The sequence below is a fragment of the Psychrobacter sp. 78a-MNA-CIBAN-0178 genome (assembly GCF_040309625.1).
Classification (GTDB): Bacteria; Pseudomonadota; Gammaproteobacteria; order Pseudomonadales; family Moraxellaceae; genus Psychrobacter; species Psychrobacter okhotskensis.
Window position 1 is genome coordinate 279,291 of the sequence record NZ_JBEOOZ010000001.1, and the last position, 19,965, is coordinate 299,255.

The window sequence follows — 19,965 nt, forward strand, 5'->3', positions numbered from 1 at the left end:
TATTAAACGGTTATTGCGCGGTGCTATCTACCACTGGCTGCTCAGTATTTTCTAACGTAGCGTCCGTAACTATGCTGTTACTAGCGGCTGGCACGGCAAAGTACTTTTGATTGATTTTGTCATAAGTACCATTGGCCTTTAGATTGGCTAATGACTGATTGATCTTTGCTTGTAGTGCCTCATCATTAGGACGCACCGCTATGGCAAAGTTATCATTAATATCAATCTCATCACCTTTTAGCACATAATTACTGCCTGTGGGTGAGCTAAGCCACTCTAACGCCGGTAGTTTGTCAGATATCATTGCATCAACGCGACCGGAACCCAAATCTAAAAAGGCATTACTCAAGGTATCATAGAGCTTCATATTGGCTTTTGGATACGTATTCTCTAACCACTGCGAAGAGATGGTCGAGCGCTGCGCGGCAATCGAGTGCGCATTGATATCATCGCTGTTGCTTGGCTCAAAGCTGCTGTCTTTTTTGGCCAAAAAAACCAACGTATTACTAAAGTAAGGATTCGTAAAGGCAACTTGTTGCTCACGCTCAGGGGTCACTGACATCGCCGCGACGATGGCATCATATTTACCAGCCTTGAGACCAGGGATAATACCATCCCAGTCTTGGGCAGTAATCTCGCAGGTGACTTGCATATCATCGCAAAGGGCATTGGCCATATCCACATCGAAGCCGCCGAGTGTGCCATCTGCATTGGTATAGTTAAAAGGAGCATAAGCGCCTTCAGTACCGATACGTAGCACCTCCTCTGTCGCCGCAGTTGCGGTCTCAGTGGTCTCATTAGCTGCAGAGTTGCTGTCGTCAGCACTGTTTTGACTGTTGTTACAACCCGCTAAAGTAAAGACAGCAGCCATGCCCAACAGCGGCATAGACCAGCGGCTGGTCGTTACCAGCGTTCTGATTGAGGTACGAGTCATATTGAGGGCTGGGATAAGATAGTGGCTCATGATCATCCTTGATATTTATACAGTAGAAAACAGCTTAGTAAAACAACGCCTGCCTTTTATTAGGGCGTGTCTCATATTAGGACATGCCCTAGGCCAAACTCGTCCTAGTTGGTTGCCGTTTCTGTTTGTTCTTCTTCAGCAATCACTGCATTGGCATCGACATTACCTTCATCAACGACAACCACTTGCTCAACACTACCATTAGCGGCTGTTTTTTGTGCAGCAGCCGTTGTGCTAGTACCAAAATAGCTGCCAGTGATTTGATCATAGGTGCCATTGGCTTTTAGCTCTGCCAATGCTGCGTTAAATTTGGCAACTAGTGGATCGCCTTTACGGAAGGCAATACCCATGGCGTCATCATTGGTGCTGATCTCTTGACCTTTGACTTCGTAGTCTTTGCCCGCTTCCGTTTTTAGCCAGTCAATACCCGTTACTTTATCAGACATCATCGCACGTACACGACCTGAGGTGAGATCTAGATAAGCGTTGTCCTGAGTATCATAAAGCTTGACATCGGCATCGGCATGTTCGTCCTGCAAGTACTGTGACGCAACCGTTGAGCGCTGTGAGGCGACGGGCTGGCCTTTGAGAGCTTCTACGCTGATATCATCACCTTTTTTACCGATTAAGATGATGCCACTGTGGAAGTAAGGGTCGCTAAATTCCACGACTTCTTTACGCTCAGGGGTGATTGACATCCCTGCGATGGCCGCATCAAATTTCTGTGCATTCAGTCCCGGAATCAGACCATCCCAATCTTGGGAGATGACTTCACACTCTGCTTTCATTTGCGCACATAGTGCATCGACCAGCTCAATCTCATAGCCGATCAGTTTGCCATCGGCATCTGTGTAGCTAAAAGGCTTATAGCTTGATTCGGTGGCGATTTTGATGTTCAACGGTGTATCAGTTGCCGCATCAGCTTCGGCACTGTCTGTTGGTGCTGAGCTATTATTACACCCTGCTAGCATTAGCATGGCAGCGCTGAGCGGCGCAAGCCAAAAGGCTTTTTTGGTCATTAATGATGTCATTGAAATGGTCATGTTTGCTATTCCTTAATATATTTACCAGCCGTGTATTAACCCACTATTCGTTGATCGACGCTTATTCGTTAAAGCATATTCATCAACGCTTACTGATCAAAGTTAATTTGCTCAAGACGTGCCAGCTCACCATTACTACGGATTTCGCTAAGCGCTTTGTTAAATTCGTCTCTGAGTGGGTCGCCTTTACGGACAGCAATAGCAATATTATCGTCGTTATCAATCTCATCACCAACGACGCCGAAGCCTTCAGTATTGTCTGCTAACCATGACTTGGCTGAGACTTTTTCAGCCAATACCGCATCGCTACGTCCAGATTTTAGATCCAAATAAGCATTGTCATAATTGTCATAAAGCTTGACGGTGTTGCCGTCTTTGCCTTCATAGTTGTCTTGTAGGTACGCGCCTGGCGTCGTTGAACGTTGACCGCCAAGGGTTAGGTTTTTGATTGCCATCGGATCAAAGCTGCCTTTGGTATCGGTCAGCCATACCATAGTATTGGCAAAATAGGGCTCGCTGAAATCGACTTTTTCTTGGCGTTCAGCGGTGATAGACATACCAGCGACCACAGCATCATACTTTTGTGCCAACAAACCCGGAATGATACCGTCCCAATCTTGGGCAACGATTTCACATTTGGCTTGCATCTGATCACACAGGGCATTGGCAACGTCAATATCAAAACCGGCCAGCGTACCATCGGCATTGGTGTAGTTAAAAGGAGGGTAAGCGCCTTCGGTTGCGATACGAATGGTTTTGCCAGCCGTTTCTGCTGCTGGCGCATCGGCGTTGGTAGCAGCCGTTTCATCAGCAGGTTGACTACAAGCACTCAGCATTAACGCTGCAGTGACGGTCATCGATGACCATAATAGGCGAGAATTCGACATCATACATTCCTTAAGTTCTAATGGGTTTTTTAGGGTTCTGATATTTTGTTCTCTGACTTCCCTGCCAGACAAGCAATATAGATAGCAGAAAATGCAAGCAACCGTTATTAACGACCGCCTGTCAACCTTTTGATAATACCTGAGTAAAATATCAAAAACAAACGTTTTGCATACCGACTGTTATTATTGGGTAATAAATGGTCAACGGTACTTACCAATCAGCAGTTTGCGCAGCATAAGCCCATGTGCAATAAAAGCTTAATCACCATGAGCGACGATGCATTTTATCGGAATGCATCATCATTCTAAATGTCATTGGCTAAATATTATTGGTCAAGCGTCAGTGGTTATAGGTGTTGACGATGCGATGCCATAAAGTCTTTGACACGCTCAGAGGTAGGATTGTCAAAGACTTGTTCGGGCGTACCCATCTCTTCAACGATTCCTTGATGTAAGAATACGACTTGGCTGGAGACTTCACGGGCAAAACGCATCTCATGAGTGACGATTAGCATGGTGCGCCCCTCTTCTGCCAATTCACGCATGACTGCCAGTACTTCATTCACCAGCTCTGGATCTAACGCTGACGTTGGCTCATCAAACAATAATACTCGTGGCTGCATAGCAAGGGCACGGGCAATAGCGACGCGCTGGCGCTGACCACCGGATAAATTGGCAGGATAAGCGTCTTTTTTATCCAGCAGGCCCACTTTATCGAGCAGTTTTTCAGCATCGCTAATGGCTTGATCTTTTTTAATCTTTAAAACTTGCGTTGGCCCTTCGATGATGTTTTGCAAAATCGTTTTGTGTGGCCACAAGTTGAAGTTCTGAAAGACGAAGCCCACCCGCGCACGCAAACTCTCTAATTGCTTGATATCTGCGGCTTGAAGCTCACCTGATTTACTGGGCTTTAACATCAGCTCGTCGTTACCAATGATGATACGACCCTGATTGGGCTTTTCAAGCAGATTAATACAGCGCAATAAGGTAGATTTACCAGAGCCAGACGAGCCTAAAATAGAGATCACATCACCATCATAGGCGGTGAGCGACACCCCTTTTAGTACTGCCAATGAGCCATAGCTTTTATGGACGTCTTGTAAATCTAAGGCGATAGGCCGAGTCGGATTTTTTGCAATATCAAGCATGGTTCAGCAGACTTCCAATAAATATGAGTGAATACGAGAATAAAAAACAGCACTATATATAGTATAAATCAATGCTCTATAGACCGCTTTATATGATAGCGCGATGACTGATGTGCCATAAGAGAGGTATTGTCTCCTATAATGCAGAGAAAACGCAAACTTTGCACAGCATTGGCTCATGAATCAGCCAATAAATGACTGGCACAAAAAAGCCCAGACTGCATTTAAGCGCTGGGCTTTATTTTATCACTTTAGCGTACAAGACGTTGTTTTATCTGAGCATCGAGTCATCATACTTCAACCTGACGTCTTAAGACGATTTTTGACGTACTCATTTAATAGGTTGAGACGTGCTCTTGTTGTTCAGAGCCGTCTAATACGTCGTCATCAGCAGTCGCGACAGCCACATCATCTTTATTGCCCACTGCCATAGCCTCATCGTCGGCACTAGCAATGGCTATATCATTTTCTGTCGCTTTGTCAGCCGTTGAGACACCAGTGGCGCCTTGCTCGACTTCGACTTGGGCGTCAGTCGCGGTACCGGCCTCAGCCGTTGTTGCTTCTTTATCAGCACAAGCGCCTAGCATTAAGGTTGCAGCGGCTAGCGTGGCATACAACCATTTTTTACCCTTGTCATTCTTGTCATTAATGATAGCCATTGTCCTTCTCCATGCTCGTTAATCGATAAATTGATAGTCAACAATTTGTAGACTTAGTAATGACTATACTGACCATCGACACTGGCGTCCTTAGTAATTGCAGCGCAGTTCTGTTAAAAACACGTAATTATCAATTCATTTTGTAATGACACTCATATCGTTTTATTTTAGGTTAGCAATTACAACCACCTCGCTATAAAAAACCTCTATAAGCGCTTTGTAAAGCGGGTTCTGTTCACAAATTCAACTTTACTATCGACCTAATCTGCTCTATGTTAAATGGCATAGCGTTATAACCGCGCTCAAAAGCATTTTTTGTAGACTATTGATGATATTTGGCAGTTTTTCTGCCTTTTTAGGTATTTTTGCAGCTACTTTAGTTATTTTTGTTACTTTTAATCAGTTAATAGAAATAATGATTTAATAAAACTGATCATTTGATAAAAGCGATTATTTGATCAAAGCAGTTATTTGACAAAAGTAACCCTTTGATAAAAATTGAGTGTCTGTCATTACTTAGTCTACGAATCGTTAAATTAGAAATATAAGGAAAAAGATTTATGAGTCAATCGAACACCACAGACGTTACCGCCTATATGCAATCTGTTGGCAAACAAGCGCGCGCCGCATCACGTGCTTTAGCTGCGGCCAATACGGGTGACAAAAATGCCGCTTTGATGTCGATTTATGACGTCCTTCTGAACGCCAAACAGGATATTTTGTCTGCCAATAAAATCGATATGGACAATGGTCGAAAAAACAACTTAGACGCCGCCTTGCTTGACCGTCTAGAGCTAAACGATGCGCGCTTCGACGGTATGCTACAAGGTTTAAAAGACGTATCGGCGTTACCTGATCCTATCGGCGAAGTCACTGACATGACTTACCAGCCATCAGGGATTCATTTGGGCAAAATGCGTGTACCACTCGGCGTGGTCGGTATGATTTATGAGTCGCGTCCTAACGTCACATTGGAAGCCGCCTCTCTTGCTCTAAAGTCGGGCAATGCGATTATATTGCGCGGTGGTTCTGAAGCATTCGAATCCAACCAAGCAATCGCCAAATGTATCTTAGAAGGTCTAAAAAGAGTCGGACTGTCTGAGCACAGTGTGCAAGTACTACAAACGACCGATCGCGCTGCTGTCGGCGAGCTGATTACGATGACAGAATATGTCGATGTAATCGTGCCACGCGGCGGTAAGGGTTTGATTGAGCGTATTAGCCGCGATGCCAAAGTTCCTGTGATTAAGCATCTAGATGGTAACTGCCATACCTTTATTGACAGTGATGCCGATCCTGAGATTGCTATCAAAGTCAGCGTCAATGCCAAAACCCATCGCTATGGTACTTGCAATACCATGGAGACCCTCTTGGTCGATGAATCAGTCGCGGGTGAGCTATTACCAAAAATCGCTGAAGCTATTATTCAAGCCGATGATGCCATGCAACTACGTCTTGATGACAAGTCGCAAGCCATCTTAAGTGACAACGCTAAGCTTGCTGGTCATTTATCTGCCGCAACTGCTGAGGATTGGGATACCGAATACCTTGCGCCTATCTTAGCGATCAAAGTATTATCAGGCATTAATGAGGCCATCGAACACATCAATACTCACGGCAGTCATCATACCGACGTCATCATTACGGATAATTACACCAAGTCGCAGCGTTTTATCCGCGAAGTAGACTCAGCCAGCGTGATGATTAACGCCTCTAGCCGCTTTGCTGATGGTTTTGAATATGGTCTGGGTGCAGAGATTGGCATCTCAACCGACAAAATTCATGCGCGTGGTCCTGTTGGACTAGAAGGTTTGACCTCACAAAAATGGATCGTTTATGGTCATGGTGAGACACGCGCCTAATTTATTGCGCCCCGCCCTATCATCTACCGTCTAAATTAACGTATAATCCAAAAAAAACGTCAGCTTAATTGCTGGCGTTTTTTATGAGTTATAAAAACAGGAAGCTTAGAGGACGACATACTGATGCAAAGTGGCAAAATTAAGCACTGGAATCAAGATAAAGGCTACGGCTTTATCGATGTAGACGATCAAAACGAAGACGTGTTTTTTCATGTGAGTATCGTGCGCTTGTCACAGCCCATCGGTGAAGGTCAGCGCGTTTACTTTAATAGTCAGCGTAATGACAAAAACCAATTACGCGCCACTGAAGTTACTTCTAGGGACTTAAGTATTTTAGAAACCTCAGACATCACACCTGCTGCCCGCTCCTCCAATAATACTGAACGAGACCGCCAGCAGCATAAACGCCACACGACTCAAAATAATAATGTTAAAAAGAGTCGTGGTCATCAAAAGAAAAAAAGCCCGCTCTCGACTTTATTTAGTTTGATTGCGATCATAGCGGTAGCGGTTTATTTCTTTGCCGATCTAAAATCCACCCTTCTTGCTGACAATACTCAGTCGACGCCCATATCACAGACTTCCTCTATAGCAGCGGGTCAAGCACAGACGTCAGCCATTACTGGTGATGCACAGATTGACACTACCATTGCGCTGATAAAGCAAGGCGGGCCGTTTCCCTATCCAAATAAAGATGGCACGACGTTCTATAATCGCGAAGGCCTACTACCTGCTCAGTCGCAAGGCTACTATCACGAATATACCGTCCCTACTCCTAGCGTTTCTCATCGCGGGGCGCGGCGCATTGTCACCGGTGGCAACCCGCCGACCATTTATTATTTGACGGTGGACCATTATGATAGCTTTAGCAAACTGGAGGTGAATTAAGATGAGTGACGCCATTTATTATATTGACTCAGCCAACAGCGAGCTTAACGACATCGCTTCTGTTCCTGCACACGCTATCGACATTCCACTCGATGAGGTGCTTGATAAGCGCGCACTTTTAGTCAGTTTGGCTAAAGCCTGTGATTTTCCTAGCTACTTTTCGCATAACTGGGACAGTGCATGGGACTGCTTAACCGATAGCGAGGTCACGCAGTTAAAGCTTGATTTAACAAGGGTAAAAAACATAAATACTGAAGACTTTACTATATTTAAAAGTATCATCGAAGATGCGTATAGAGATTTTGGTAAGCCGCAGTTATGGATTGTGGTATCGAGTAAAGATAAATAATTTGGGGTGTGTCATCGATGACATGCTTTAGTGCCTTATTGAAAAAACCTAAATGTAAGACAGCACTGATTCTGTCCTACATTCAGGTTAATTTATATTTGTAAAAAGGATCAACTCATGGAAATTACTTTAAATGGATATTACACGCTGATCTTGGCAACGTTCGTGCTATTACTCGGACGTTTTTTGATTAAAAAAATCAAGGTATTAGAGGATTTTAATATTCCAGAGCCTGTCGTGGGTGGCTTGGTCGCCGCGATGATTGTTTACGCGCTTAACTTAATTTGGGGCTACAGTTTCAACTTTCATCAAGGTCTGCAAACAGCGACTATGCTGATGTTTTTTGCCTCTATTGGTCTCAGTGCCGATTTTGGACGACTAAAAGCCGGTGGTTCGCCATTATTTATTTTCACGGTTGTGGTCTCGGTGTTTATCATTTTGCAGGACGTCGTTGGCGTCGCGATGGCGAGCGCACTGGGACTCGATCCTTTGCTTGGACTGGTGACTGGTTCTATCGCGCTCACTGGTGGGCACGGTACGGCAGGGGCTTGGGGCGTGGTATTAGAAGAAGAGTATGGCGTGGTCGGTGCGACGACACTTGGTATCGCTGTTGCCACTTATGGCTTGGTGGCCGGTGGTCTCATTGGTGGACCTGTCGCTCGTCGCTTGATTCAACGTCTTGGTCTAAAACCGACTCCGGCTAATCCAAACCCAAGCGATGTCGAAAAACTGGCTGGCGAACAGTCGTTATACAGCACCAAACATACCGAAGATGGGGATCATAGACAGGAAGAGATGTTTGAAAAACCTGATAACATCCGCCTTATTACCGCCTCATCTACGATTGAATCATTAGCACTGTTTGCGGCGGCCTTAGCTTTCGCCGACATAATGACCATCGTCGCAGAAGGCACTTGGTTCCAACTGCCAACGTTCGTATGGGCGCTAGCGGCTGGGGTAATTATTCGTAACTCGTTAACTATCGTCTTCAACTTTGATATGTTTGACCGTGCTATCGATGTCATTGGTAATGCGTCCTTGAGTCTATTCTTGGCGATGGCGCTGTTATCATTGAAGCTCTGGCAGTTGACTGACTTAGCGGGCCCTGTGCTGATTATTTTGCTGGTGCAAACCTTGATTATGATTATCTATGTTTACTTTATTACCTTTAGAGTCATGGGTAAGGACTACGATGCGGCCGTGCTGTCAGCGGGTCATTGTGGTTTTGGTATGGGCGCAACCCCGACGGCGATTGCCAATATGCAGGCGGTAACGGATCGCTACTTGGCCTCGCCTAAAGCGTTCTTAATTGTGCCGATGGTTGGTGCTTTCTTCGTTGATATCGTCAACGCGACGATCTTGCAGATATTTACCAAGTTGCCGTTTATGTAATTTTATAAGCAATAAAGTCGAATTAACCTGAATAAGGCTGGGCTACGCTATCGTAGCCCAGCCTTTTTATTGGTTATTCAGGCTTCCTTAGATCTAGTTTTACCTTCACTGAAGTAATATTTTTGTTAACACTCAAAGCTTATAGGATATACTGATAACAGAGCATTGAATCTAAACAAAGTTTTATAGAAATCTGGAAAAAACATGGAAAAAGAAATTACATCAATTGGCAGCTTAATTGAAAACTTAAACCAAGATATTGGTGATTACGATGAAGATGTATGGTTTAGAGGTGAGGCTTGCTTTGATTGGAAGTTACTACCTGGAATATTTCGTAGCAGTAAGAAAATAAGCGAAGAAATACTACTAACTAGGTTTAAACAATCCGCATCAATGCTTATAGATACGAGTCCTAAGAGCGATTTTGATTGGATGTTTTTAATGCAGCATTACGGAGTGCAGACTAGATTGCTAGATTGGTCTGAAAGTGCTTTAGCTTCTCTATATTTCGCAATATCTGAAGAAGACCACTTACTCAGTGATGGTACTCTTTGGATGCTTAAGCCCATCGAGTTAAATAAACTTGCAAATATTGAGGATGAAAATAAGTATTATATTCCATCTTTTGATGATGTTCATCTTACAAACTATGGAATCCAAAGCTTAAGAAACTCTCGTATACAGATGAATCCTATTGCGACAATAGCTACTAGAAATAATGCTAGAATTCAAGCTCAACAAGGCGTTTTCACTATTCATCATTTAAAAGATAAGCCACTTGAAGATTACTGCGACATTAACCAACAAATTTTCAAATATAAGATACCTAAAGAGAGTAAGTTGAGATTAAAAAAAGAGTTAGAGCTATTAAGCTTTAATAGATTTTCTCTTTTCCCAGAGCTTTCTAGTATTGGACTATTACTTAAGGATAAGATGAAATGAGTTATATTGAAACAAGCCCTCTGCAAAACACTACAATTTTAAGAGTTTTTTCTGAAAAAGATGAGATTGAAATATCACCAGAGTATCAAAGAAACGGAAGCGTTTGGACTCTCGAGAAGAAAAAGCTTTTGATTGACTCGATTCTTAATGATTACGATATACCTAAAATATATTTTCATAAATTCACTAGAGAAGAAAAAAAAGAAACAGGGAAACAATACTCTATTATTGATGGTAGACAGCGGTTAGAAACTATTTGGTGGTTTATGGATAATGGTTTTCCATTATCTGATGACTTTGAGTATCAAGATGATGAAAGTCTAAAATTAGCTGGAATGACCTATCAAGATATAGCGCAAAAACATCCAAAAATAAAAATAAAATTTGATTCTTTCGTTCTACCTATAATAGGTGTTAGCTCTGATGATATTGACTTAATTGAAGATATGTTTTCTAGACTTAATGAAGCTGTGCCCTTGAATTCTGCTGAAAAAAGAAATGCGTTTGGGGGAGCTATGGTATCGGCCATTCGTGAAATCTCACAACATCCATTATTTATTAAAAAGGTTAAATTCAGAAATTCACGGTATCAACACATGGAAGTCTCTGCAAGATTTCTACTTGTTGAAACTTCAAGTCATGAACACAATAAATTAATTGATACTAAAAAAGTATATCTAGATAGTATGGTCAAAAACTATAAAGAAAGATATGATGAGGTTTCTTGTTTCCAAGCTAACGTAACAAGTGTCTTAGAAAATATGAACACTGTTTTTTCTGATAAAGATGACTTGCTGAGAACTCAAGGTATTATGGTTGTTTATTACTTACTGTTTAAAAAATCCATTCAATTAGGTAAAGACATTCGAAGAGTTGAACTCTATGAGTTTGATAAATCAGTCAAAGATAATAGAAAGCTTGCAGAAATAAAATATGAAGATGCTGACTATGATTTACTTGAATATGACAGGCTTTCTCAGCATGGTACCAATGATGTTTCAAACATTAGAGAAAGGTTGAGAATACTCTCCGAATATCTCAATCTTGATTAACAAAAAAACCGCCTAGCTATGCAGCTAAGCGGTTTTTTCATTTGAAACTTAAAATTCGATAATTAATACTTACTGATTTTTAGCATAAACTGGCAATTCTTTACAGATCGCTTCTACTTTACCGCGTACTTCAGTAGCGACGGCTTCATCACCGCGGCTATCTAACACATCACAAATCCAACCTGCCAAATCACTTGCTTGCGCTTCGTTGAAGCCACGAGTGGTAATCGCTGGCGTACCGATACGGATACCAGACGTCACGAACGGCGATTTTGGATCGTTTGGTACAGCGTTTTTATTCACAGTGATATGCGCATGGCCAAGCCATTTGTCCGCTTCTTTACCCGTCATCTCTTGCTTAACTAGGCTAATAAGCATTAGATGGTTTTCAGTACCACCAGAGATAATTTCATAACCGCGCTCTTGGATAACTTTTGCCATTGCTTGGGCGTTTTTGACCACTTGCTGCTGATAGGTTTTAAAGTTATCTTCTAACGCTTCTTTAAAGCAAACCGCTTTTGCCGCGATAACGTGCATCAACGGGCCGCCTTGGTTGCCTGGGAATACGGCAGAGTTAAGCTTTTTGGCAAGTACTTCATCACGAGCCAAGATCATACCTGAACGCGGGCCACGTAGGGTTTTGTGCGTCGTAGTTGTCACGACATCAGCGAACGGTACTGGACTCGGATAAACGCCACCAGCGATAAGACCAGCCACGTGTGCCATGTCTACGAGTAAATAAGCGCCGACTTCGTCCGCGATTTCACGGAAACGCGCCCAATCGACCACTTGTGAATACGCTGAAAAACCAGCAATAATCATCTTTGGCTTATGCTCTTTTGCCAAACGCTCAACTTCGTCATAATCGATAAGGCCAGTGCCTTCGACCAAACCGTACTGTACGGCGTTGTAGTTCAGGCCTGAGAAGTTAATGTGCGCGCCGTGCGTCAAGTGACCACCTGCGTCTAGGCTCATGCCAAGCACGGTGTCATTGGCGTCTAATAATGCTAAGAAAACAGCCGAGTTTGCTTGGCTACCAGAATGCGGCTGGACGTTGACGTATTCTGCGCCAAACAATTCTTTTGCACGGTCGATGGCCAATTGCTCAACCACATCGACGTGCTCGCAACCACCGTAATAACGCTTACCAGGATAGCCTTCAGCGTATTTGTTGGTCAGGTCAGTGCCTTGTGCTTCCATCACTGCTTGCGAGCAATAGTTTTCTGAAGCGATAAGCTCGATGTGATTTTCTTGACGAACGCTTTCTGCGGCCATGGCTTCAGCAAGTACTGGATCAAACTCTTTGATAGAAATATCTTTAAACATAGTGATGTCCTAGGTAGTGGCTATCGTTAATGGTAGTGTTTATGAAAAAGAAGCGAGTAGTAAAAGGAGGTAAAATAGGCAAGCAAAGGCAATTGGCCTTGTTATTAACTCGTCCATTATAGGCAATAAATTCGACATATAAATGCATCGATATCATCGCTAAAGATTAAGTGTAACATGAAAATTTGTACTGCGAGCGCAAAAAAACCTCACAGCAAGCTGAGCAATTTAAATGGCTATATCACGCAGATAAATAGCCAATAAAATAAAGTATTTACTGGCGGCTCACCCATACGGTTAAAACAATATTTTTATTAATATCCTAACTTATAGTCGATACTAAATAAAACTGACACATTGTTTAATAACGCGAAACTGGTATAAATTTTTCTGGCTTGCTGTGCCTGCGCCGACAGAGGCTGCAAAAAACTTATCCCAGTCCCGCTGTATCTTTTTCATATTGGTCTGACTATATACTACGAGTGTGCTCATTTTAAAAATGAAGCTAAAAACGTTTCGCTAATCAGTATTTTGCGCCCATACCAATCATACAGCGTCTGCCGCTGCCAGCCCTCTGCCGTTTTTTCGATAGAACGTTGATTGGGCAATGTGCGACTGCGCTTAAACAACACATATCCGATGGGCGTGCCTTTTAACTGTTGCAGACGACGGGCGCGCCCTTTGAGACTGGGTAACGGAAAGATACTCTGTGCCTCGACCCATGGTTGCTCACCATTACCATATAGCTGCGCCTCGCGTACCCATGCCAGCATCGGACGATTTAGCATAGCGCCTCGTACACCTAACTGTCGTTTTTGTGCCAATGACAATGAGCGATAACCTTCAAAGCTACGCTCGACACGTAGCGGCTGACCCGCCTTTACCTCAAGCATCGCGGTCAGAGAACCTTCAGCATTGAGCCATGGCAAGAGCTCAGTAGGAGCTGATAAATGGGCAAGACAAGACAATTGATTGTTAGACATAATTAACAGCTAATGTTGGACATATAGATAGAGGAAGGTTGCAAATTCGCTATTACTGGGCACGTTAAGCCAATCACTTATTAATATCACTTATTGGCATCAAACTGAGGCATATTATCGGCATTAAATGGTAGTGCGTCAAAGGCTTGCTGACGATACTGCGCCATATATAGTCGGTCTTTGCGACAGAAATCTGCAATCGCTGGCACAAAACGTGGGTCATAGATACGGTGCAGCGAGTGCGTCGTCGTTGGAATAAAACCGCGAACCAGCTTATGCTCCCCTTGCGTGCCCGGATCAAAATACCTTAAGCCTTGCTCGATAGCAAACTCAAGCCCTTGATAATAACAAAGCTCAAAGTGCAAGCTATCATACTCACCGAGCGCGCCCCAATAGCGGCCGTACAAGGTAGCATTATCATCAACATTGTCGCTGTCCGCTTTATCGTATAAGAATAAGCTACTCGCGATGATTTCACCATCGGCATCCATGGCTTGCGCCAACATGATGTGCTCAGGCATGCTGTCGGCTAGCGCCATAAAAAAATCAAGGGTCAAATATGGCTTTTGCCCACGTACCGCATAAGTCATCACATAACAATGATAGAACGCTTGCCAGTCTTCATCCGTGATGTCGTTACCACACTTACGCTGACAGCTAATGCCTTGCTCGCTGACCTTGCGACGCTCAGCCCGAATAGTCTTGCGTTTTTTGGCTTTTAATGTCGCCAAGAATCCTTCAAAATCCATAAATAGCTGGCTGTCTTGGCTAAGGTTTTTATTTTGCCATAAAAACTGACAACCTTGACGCTCAAGTATCGGCATTTCAATGATAGTCGTAGTAGGCGTAGCGATAGGCGAGCCAATAGGCTTGCTCGCTAAGTCATTCTTTTGGGCGGCGAGCGCTTTTTCTATATCAATCTTAGTCGGCATAGAGTTGATAGCAAGCGAGGACAGCTCATCTGTGACAAACAATCCATGCCAGCCCGACGCGCCTACTTGCTGGGCGACATCATCAACGCCAGCAATCGCCGTCTTTATAATGTCTGCAGTTAAGCTCTCGCCTTCTGCTAACCACAAGCGCTGTCCGGTAATCGGGGTGTAAGGGACACTTGTCACCAGACGTGGGTAATAATCGAGACCGTATTGAGCATAAGCTTGTGCCCACGAATGGTCAAATACAAACTCACCTTGATGATGACCTTTTATGAACACGGGCATGACGGCTACCGGATGCGTTATGTCTGCCAGTGCTGCCTCTGTCAACTTAGCCGATTCTGCTACAGCATCATTCTGAGTACCCTCTACCCGATGTACCAAGATATAAATAGATAGCCAGCCTGCTCGCTCACCAATTGCGCCAGTATCACTAAGCGCTTGCCAAAAATCAAATGACATAAAAGGAGTATCTGGCGCTTGCCACTGTGCTTGGCTCTGCCAACTGGTATCACTGAGTAGCGCATATTGTAAAGTCATAGTACCCACACTGTTTTTTCTTAAGGGTTTAGCCTACCAAATATCAGCGCTTTTGCTGTCACAATTTGCAAAAATAGCCATATTTCTTGAAAATTACGTAGCACGCCTTAATATCAAAATAGCATAAAAAAAGCCAGCCACACGAATGTAGATGACTTTACGAAACTAGCCGTACTATTTTTAATTGAGCGCTTTCAGCTAATGAGCACACTATTTTTATGAATGATAGGGTGAACGATATATCTATTAATTGCTGTTACCTGATGACTCAAAAAACAGGGTTTAAAGAACGGTAATTGTATAGAAAAGATGATATCAACGCTCATGACTGGTAGAATAAGGCTATTATTAGCTTAATATAATTTGTATACATGAGATATGAATAAAAATAGTACAATTGGTTCATTATGCGAGATTGACATCGCCTTGGATCTATAGTGGGTCAACTATAATCTGCTGTTAGTCAGCCAGTTTTGTGTAGAGAATCACAATACTGTCTCAACGTACTATTTTTAGTTTTGATTCACCACAGTTAGCGACAGAAATTTTTAAGTTGCCTTGAGGCTCTCCAAAAGATTACTCATGTTACATTTGCTCCAAGCATGGCCCACTATCGCAGAGAGTCTCTATAGAAGCACCCATTGATTTAAGCATTAATATTAACTACAGCCTAAAGGGATACACTACTATAATGTCAAAAATTATTTATACAAAAACTGATGAAGCCCCAGCGCTAGCAACCTTGTCCTTCTTACCTATTGTCAAAGCCTTTACCCAAACCGCAGGGGTTGAGGTGGAAACCACTGATATCTCTGTTGCCGCGCGTGTGTTGGCTGAATTTCCAGAGTATTTAAGTGAAGAGCAGCGCGTTCCTAATAATCTAGCTGAGCTTGGTCGATTGACGCAAGATCCTGACACCAACATTATCAAACTGCCAAATATCAGTGCCTCTGTTCAGCAGCTAAAAGCCTGTATCAAAGAACTACAAAGCAAAGGCTTTGCTATCCCTGACTTTCCAGAAGATCCAAAAACCGACGAAGAACAAGAAATTCGTCAGCGCTATGGTAAAAGTCTAGGCAGTTCGGTCAACCCTGTACTGCGCGAAGGCAACTCAGATCGCCGTGCGCCGAAAGCCGTTAAGAACTTTGCGCGCAAGCATCCGCATTCTATGGGCGAGTGGAAGCAATGGTCAAGTACCCACGTATCACACATGCACAGCGGTGATTTTTATGATGGCGAACAGTCGATAACTTTAGATAAAGCCCGTAACGTGCGTATGGAGCTGTTACTTGAGGATGGTACAACGAAAGTATTGAAGCCAAAAATTGCGTTGCTTGATAAAGAAGTCATTGACCTGATGGTCATGAGCAAAAAATCGCTACTAGAGTTTTATGAGCAAGAAATGGAAGACTGCCGCGAAGCTGGTATCTTGTTTTCACTGCACGTAAAAGCCACTATGATGAAGGTTTCGCACCCTATCGTTTTTGGACATGCGGTTAGAATTTATTATAAAGATGCATTTGACAAGCACGGTGCTTTTTTTGATGAATTAGGCATTAACGTCAACAATGGTATGGCTGATCTATACGACAAAATCTCTACTCTGCCATCCTCTAAACGTGAAGAGATCGAGCAAGACTTGCATGCCTGCCAAGAGCATCGCCCACGTCTAGCGATGGTTGACTCTTCAAAAGGTATCACCAACTTCCATTCGCCAAGTGACATTATTGTCGATGCGTCAATGCCTGCGATGATTCGTAACGGTGGTAAAATGTGGGGCGCTGATGGCAAACTATATGATTGTAAAGCCGTCATGCCAGAGTCTACCTTCGCCCGTATTTATCAAGAAATGATCAACTTCTGCAAATGGCATGGTAACTTTGATCCAACCACCATGGGTACGGTTCCTAACGTAGGCCTCATGGCACAAAAAGCAGAAGAATATGGCTCACATGACAAAACCTTTGAGTCTAGCGCTACCGGTATCGCCCGTATTGTAGATATTGATACCGATGAAGTATTGCTTGAAAAAGATGTAGAAAAAGGCGATATCTGGCGCATGTGTCAAGTCAAAGATGAGCCTATCCAAGATTGGGTGAAACTTGCCGTTCGCCGTGCGCGTGAGTCAGATACTCCCGTCATCTTTTGGTTAGACCCGTACCGTCCGCACGAGAACGAGCTAATCAAAAAAGTTAACATGTATTTGAAAGACCATGATACTGACGGTCTGCACATTGAAATCATGTCACAGGTGCGCGCCATGCGTTATACCTTAGAGCGCGTCGCTCGCGGTCTGGATACTATCTCTGCCACAGGTAATATTCTACGAGATTATCTCACTGACTTATTCCCAATTCTCGAGTTAGGAACCAGTGCTAAGATGCTATCAGTCGTACCATTAATGAAAGGCGGCGGTTTGTTCGAAACTGGCGCTGGTGGTTCTGCACCCAAGCACGTTGAGCAGCTGGTAGAAGAAAACCATTTACGTTGGGATTCATTGGGTGAATTTTTAGCCTTGACGGAGTCATTGGAGCATTTGGCCAAAAACGATAACAATGCTAAAGCGCAAATCTTAGCAGATACGCTCGATAGAGCCACTGAAACGTTGCTGCTAAATGACAAATCACCGTCACGTAAAACCGGTGAGTTAGATAACCGTGGTAGCCATTTCTATCTGGCGATGTACTGGGCTCAGGAGCTGGCCACACAAGACCAAGATGCAGATCTTAAAGCGCAATTCGCCCCGCTAGCGCAAAAGCTTGAGAGCAATGAAGACGCCATTATTAAACAGTTTAATGATGCTCAAGGCAAAGCGGTAGACATCAAAGGCTACTACTTCGCAGATGAAGCATTGGCTGAAAAAGTCATGCGTCCAAGCACCTTATTTAATGAAGCGTTGGCATCGTTGTAATAGATTTAACTGGCTAGCCTTAAGTAACGTTACTTCTTTATACTTTTGCAGCTAGCGTCAGTTAAAAACAATAAAACACCCCGCAGCTCGATAGAGTTGTGGGGTGTTTTTTATTGTCTGTAGATAAAAAGGTAATAGTGCTTATATAGGGTCTGTGCAGACAGAGGCGACAAAAAATTGATATCAGCAGTATCGTAGCGATTCTAAAATTCCTTGACCATAGTTATAACATCAGCATAAAAAAATCACCATAAAAAAGCCACCTACATGATTGTAAATGGCTTTTTCAACAGCTTATATTAAATTGCTTTTAGCTCATCATAAAGCGATGACTAGGCATCCATGTGCTTAATGATTGCTTTACCAAACTCAGAAGTGCTGAGCAAAATAGCATCAGGCATCAAACGCTCAAAGTCATAAGTGACCGTTTTATTAGCGATAGCGCCTTGAATACCATTGATAATGAGGTCAGCGGCTTCTGTCCAGCCCATGTCACGTAACATCATCTCAGCCGATAGAATCAACGAGCCGGGGTTTACTTTGTTCTGACCAGCATATTTAGGCGCAGTACCATGAGTCGCTTCATAGACAGCGATTGCGCCGCCTTTGTTGGCACCCGGTGCAATACCGATACCGCCCACTTCAGCCGCTAGGGCATCAGAGATGTAATCACCGTTTAGGTTAAGCGTGGCGACGACAGAATAATCGGCAGGACGCATCAGAATTTGCTGCAAAAAGGCATCAGCGATGACGTCTTTGATAATGATGTCATTACCCGTTTTTGGGTTTTTCATCGTCATCCAAGGGCCACCATCTAACAACTCTGCATCGAAGCGCTCTGCGGCTAATTCATAGCCCCAGTCTTTAAACGCGCCTTCGGTGAACTTCATGATATTGCCTTTGTGCACTAAAGTCACACTCGGCAAATCGTTATCGATAGCGTGTTGAATGGCTTTACGCACTAGACGCTGCGAGCCTTCTTTGGATACAGGTTTGATGCCAATGCCGCAGTCATCGTCGAAACGAATCTTCGTCACGCCCATCTCTTCTTTTAAGAACTTGATGATTTTCTTAGCGTCATCACTGCCCGCTTTCCACTCGATACCGGCATAGATATCTTCTGAGTTTTCGCGGAATATCACCATATCCGTCAGCTCAGGATGCTGCACGGGGCTTGGCACGCCTTCAAACCAGCGAACGGGACGTTGGCATACATAGAGGTCAAGCTCTTGACGCACAGCGACGTTTAATGAGCGGAAGCCGCCGCCTACTGGCGTGGTTAATGGCCCTTTGATACTGATCACGTAATCTTTTAAGATCTCTAGCGTTTCGCTTGGCAGGTAGTCACCATCATAGATTTTGGCCGCTTTTTCGCCCAAATACGCTTCCATCCAAATGATGGACTTTTTGCCATGGTAAGCTTTATCAACTGCAGCATCAACCACCTTGACCATGACCGGAGTGATATCTACCCCAATTCCATCGCCTTCAATGAAGGGAATAATAGGATGATTGGGGACATTCAACGATAAATCAGCGTTGACGGTTACTTTTTCGCCGTCTCTAGGTACGATAACCTTATCATATGACATGGATAAAACTCCTTGGTTGTATGTTGGATGTCGCAAGTTTCATTGGTACTCTAGGCGCTCCGTTATGCTTGCGCTACTTTATTATGGTTATGCGTGGTTATAGTTATACGTAATTCACGTCTTTAGCTAAGCGAGAAAAAATCAAGTACTTACGATCTTATATTTACGGCTCTTAAATGTGGGCATTTTGCAAATCCATTCTGAACTCACATTATGGCACTCAATGCTTTAACATAAAAAATTGAAAAAAATTTTAATCATAGCCATAGACTGAGCAATGAAAAGAAAAGCCAGTTAACAATAACATCAGCAAAAAAATTATGAAAATAAGTAAAATAACAAAAATACTTTATATAAACTTAATAATTATTGATAATTTACAAGCCTAGGTAACTGTACAAATCTGATGTGCTATCCTAATCATTGTACTAAGATAAAGGGCTGCGCAACAATTTTTCTAGCGCATAACTCATGTGCAAGTATCAATATTAT

The 19,965-nt window shown here is 43.3% G+C and carries 16 protein-coding genes; 7 read left to right on the plus strand and 9 right to left on the minus strand.

Annotated elements, in window-relative coordinates; all coding sequences use genetic code 11:
- Nucleotides 1-10 precede the first annotated feature (10 nt).
- The 5 genes from AAEY80_RS01225 to AAEY80_RS01245 form a co-directional block, all read right to left on the minus strand.
- Nucleotides 11-871 (minus strand): ABC transporter substrate-binding protein, encoded by an 861-nt coding sequence (locus AAEY80_RS01225; protein ID WP_413772500.1) that lies wholly within the window; start codon nt 869-871, stop codon nt 11-13.
- A gap of 197 nt (nt 872-1,068) precedes the next feature.
- Nucleotides 1,069-2,007 carry a transporter substrate-binding domain-containing protein gene (locus tag AAEY80_RS01230; RefSeq protein WP_173239120.1) on the minus strand — a complete coding sequence of 313 codons (939 nt, stop codon included), beginning with the start codon at nt 2,005-2,007 and terminating at the stop codon, nt 1,069-1,071.
- Between the two features lie 89 nt (nt 2,008-2,096).
- Nucleotides 2,097-2,897: a transporter substrate-binding domain-containing protein gene (locus AAEY80_RS01235; RefSeq protein ID WP_025651669.1), complete on the minus strand. Its 801-nt coding sequence runs from the start codon at nt 2,895-2,897 to the stop codon at nt 2,097-2,099.
- Nucleotides 2,898-3,241: 344 nt separating this feature from the next.
- Entirely contained in the window at nt 3,242-4,042 is an 801-nt protein-coding gene (locus AAEY80_RS01240) for an ABC transporter ATP-binding protein (protein ID WP_025651670.1), read from the minus strand.
- 335 nt (nt 4,043-4,377) lie between these two features.
- Nucleotides 4,378-4,701, minus strand: coding sequence for a hypothetical protein (locus AAEY80_RS01245; RefSeq protein ID WP_201582397.1), 324 nt, complete (start codon nt 4,699-4,701; stop codon nt 4,378-4,380).
- 560 nt (nt 4,702-5,261) lie between these two features.
- Here AAEY80_RS01245 and AAEY80_RS01250 point away from each other — a divergent pair.
- The 6 genes from AAEY80_RS01250 to AAEY80_RS01275 all read left to right on the plus strand — a co-directional run bounded on the left by AAEY80_RS01250 (nt 5,262) and on the right by AAEY80_RS01275 (nt 11,186).
- Nucleotides 5,262-6,563, plus strand: a complete 1,302-nt coding sequence (locus tag AAEY80_RS01250) for a glutamate-5-semialdehyde dehydrogenase (RefSeq protein WP_350587771.1) — start codon at nt 5,262-5,264, stop codon at nt 6,561-6,563.
- Nucleotides 6,564-6,686: 123 nt separating this feature from the next.
- A complete protein-coding gene (locus AAEY80_RS01255) occupies nt 6,687-7,451 on the plus strand; it encodes a ribonuclease domain-containing protein (protein ID WP_350587772.1) in 765 nt (254 codons plus the stop codon).
- A gap of 1 nt (nt 7,452) precedes the next feature.
- Nucleotides 7,453-7,800, plus strand: coding sequence for a barstar family protein (locus AAEY80_RS01260; protein ID WP_173239117.1), 348 nt, complete (start codon nt 7,453-7,455; stop codon nt 7,798-7,800).
- 117 nt (nt 7,801-7,917) lie between these two features.
- Nucleotides 7,918-9,192, plus strand: coding sequence for a sodium/glutamate symporter (gene gltS, locus AAEY80_RS01265; protein WP_025651675.1), 1,275 nt, complete (start codon nt 7,918-7,920; stop codon nt 9,190-9,192).
- Nucleotides 9,193-9,396: 204 nt separating this feature from the next.
- Nucleotides 9,397-10,134, plus strand: coding sequence for an FRG domain-containing protein (locus AAEY80_RS01270; protein WP_025651676.1), 738 nt, complete (start codon nt 9,397-9,399; stop codon nt 10,132-10,134).
- A complete protein-coding gene (locus AAEY80_RS01275) occupies nt 10,131-11,186 on the plus strand; it encodes a DUF262 domain-containing protein (RefSeq protein ID WP_025651677.1) in 1,056 nt (351 codons plus the stop codon). The genes AAEY80_RS01270 and AAEY80_RS01275 overlap by 4 nt, the downstream gene beginning before the upstream one ends.
- 69 nt (nt 11,187-11,255) lie before the next feature.
- Here the strand turns inward: AAEY80_RS01275 and glyA are convergent, their stop codons facing one another.
- The 3 genes from glyA to AAEY80_RS01290 form a co-directional block, all read right to left on the minus strand.
- On the minus strand, nt 11,256-12,512 hold the full coding sequence (gene glyA, locus AAEY80_RS01280) for a serine hydroxymethyltransferase (protein WP_350587774.1): 1,257 nt from the start codon (nt 12,510-12,512) through the stop codon (nt 11,256-11,258).
- Nucleotides 12,513-13,000: 488 nt separating this feature from the next.
- A complete protein-coding gene (locus AAEY80_RS01285) occupies nt 13,001-13,495 on the minus strand; it encodes a chorismate--pyruvate lyase family protein (RefSeq protein WP_350587775.1) in 495 nt (164 codons plus the stop codon).
- Nucleotides 13,496-13,581: 86 nt separating this feature from the next.
- Nucleotides 13,582-14,970, minus strand: a complete 1,389-nt coding sequence (locus AAEY80_RS01290; protein ID WP_350587776.1) for a GNAT family N-acetyltransferase — start codon at nt 14,968-14,970, stop codon at nt 13,582-13,584.
- 691 nt (nt 14,971-15,661) lie between these two features.
- On the opposite strand from AAEY80_RS01290, the gene AAEY80_RS01295 reads away from it, so the two are divergent.
- The gene (locus AAEY80_RS01295) at nt 15,662-17,881 is read left to right on the plus strand and encodes an NADP-dependent isocitrate dehydrogenase (protein WP_201577070.1); all 2,220 of its coding nucleotides are present in this window, start codon (nt 15,662-15,664) and stop codon (nt 17,879-17,881) included.
- Nucleotides 17,882-18,213: 332 nt separating this feature from the next.
- Here AAEY80_RS01295 and icd read toward each other — a convergent pair whose 3' ends face one another.
- Nucleotides 18,214-19,473 carry an NADP-dependent isocitrate dehydrogenase gene (icd, locus tag AAEY80_RS01300; protein ID WP_025651682.1) on the minus strand — a complete coding sequence of 420 codons (1,260 nt, stop codon included), beginning with the start codon at nt 19,471-19,473 and terminating at the stop codon, nt 18,214-18,216.
- Nucleotides 19,474-19,965 lie beyond the last annotated feature (492 nt).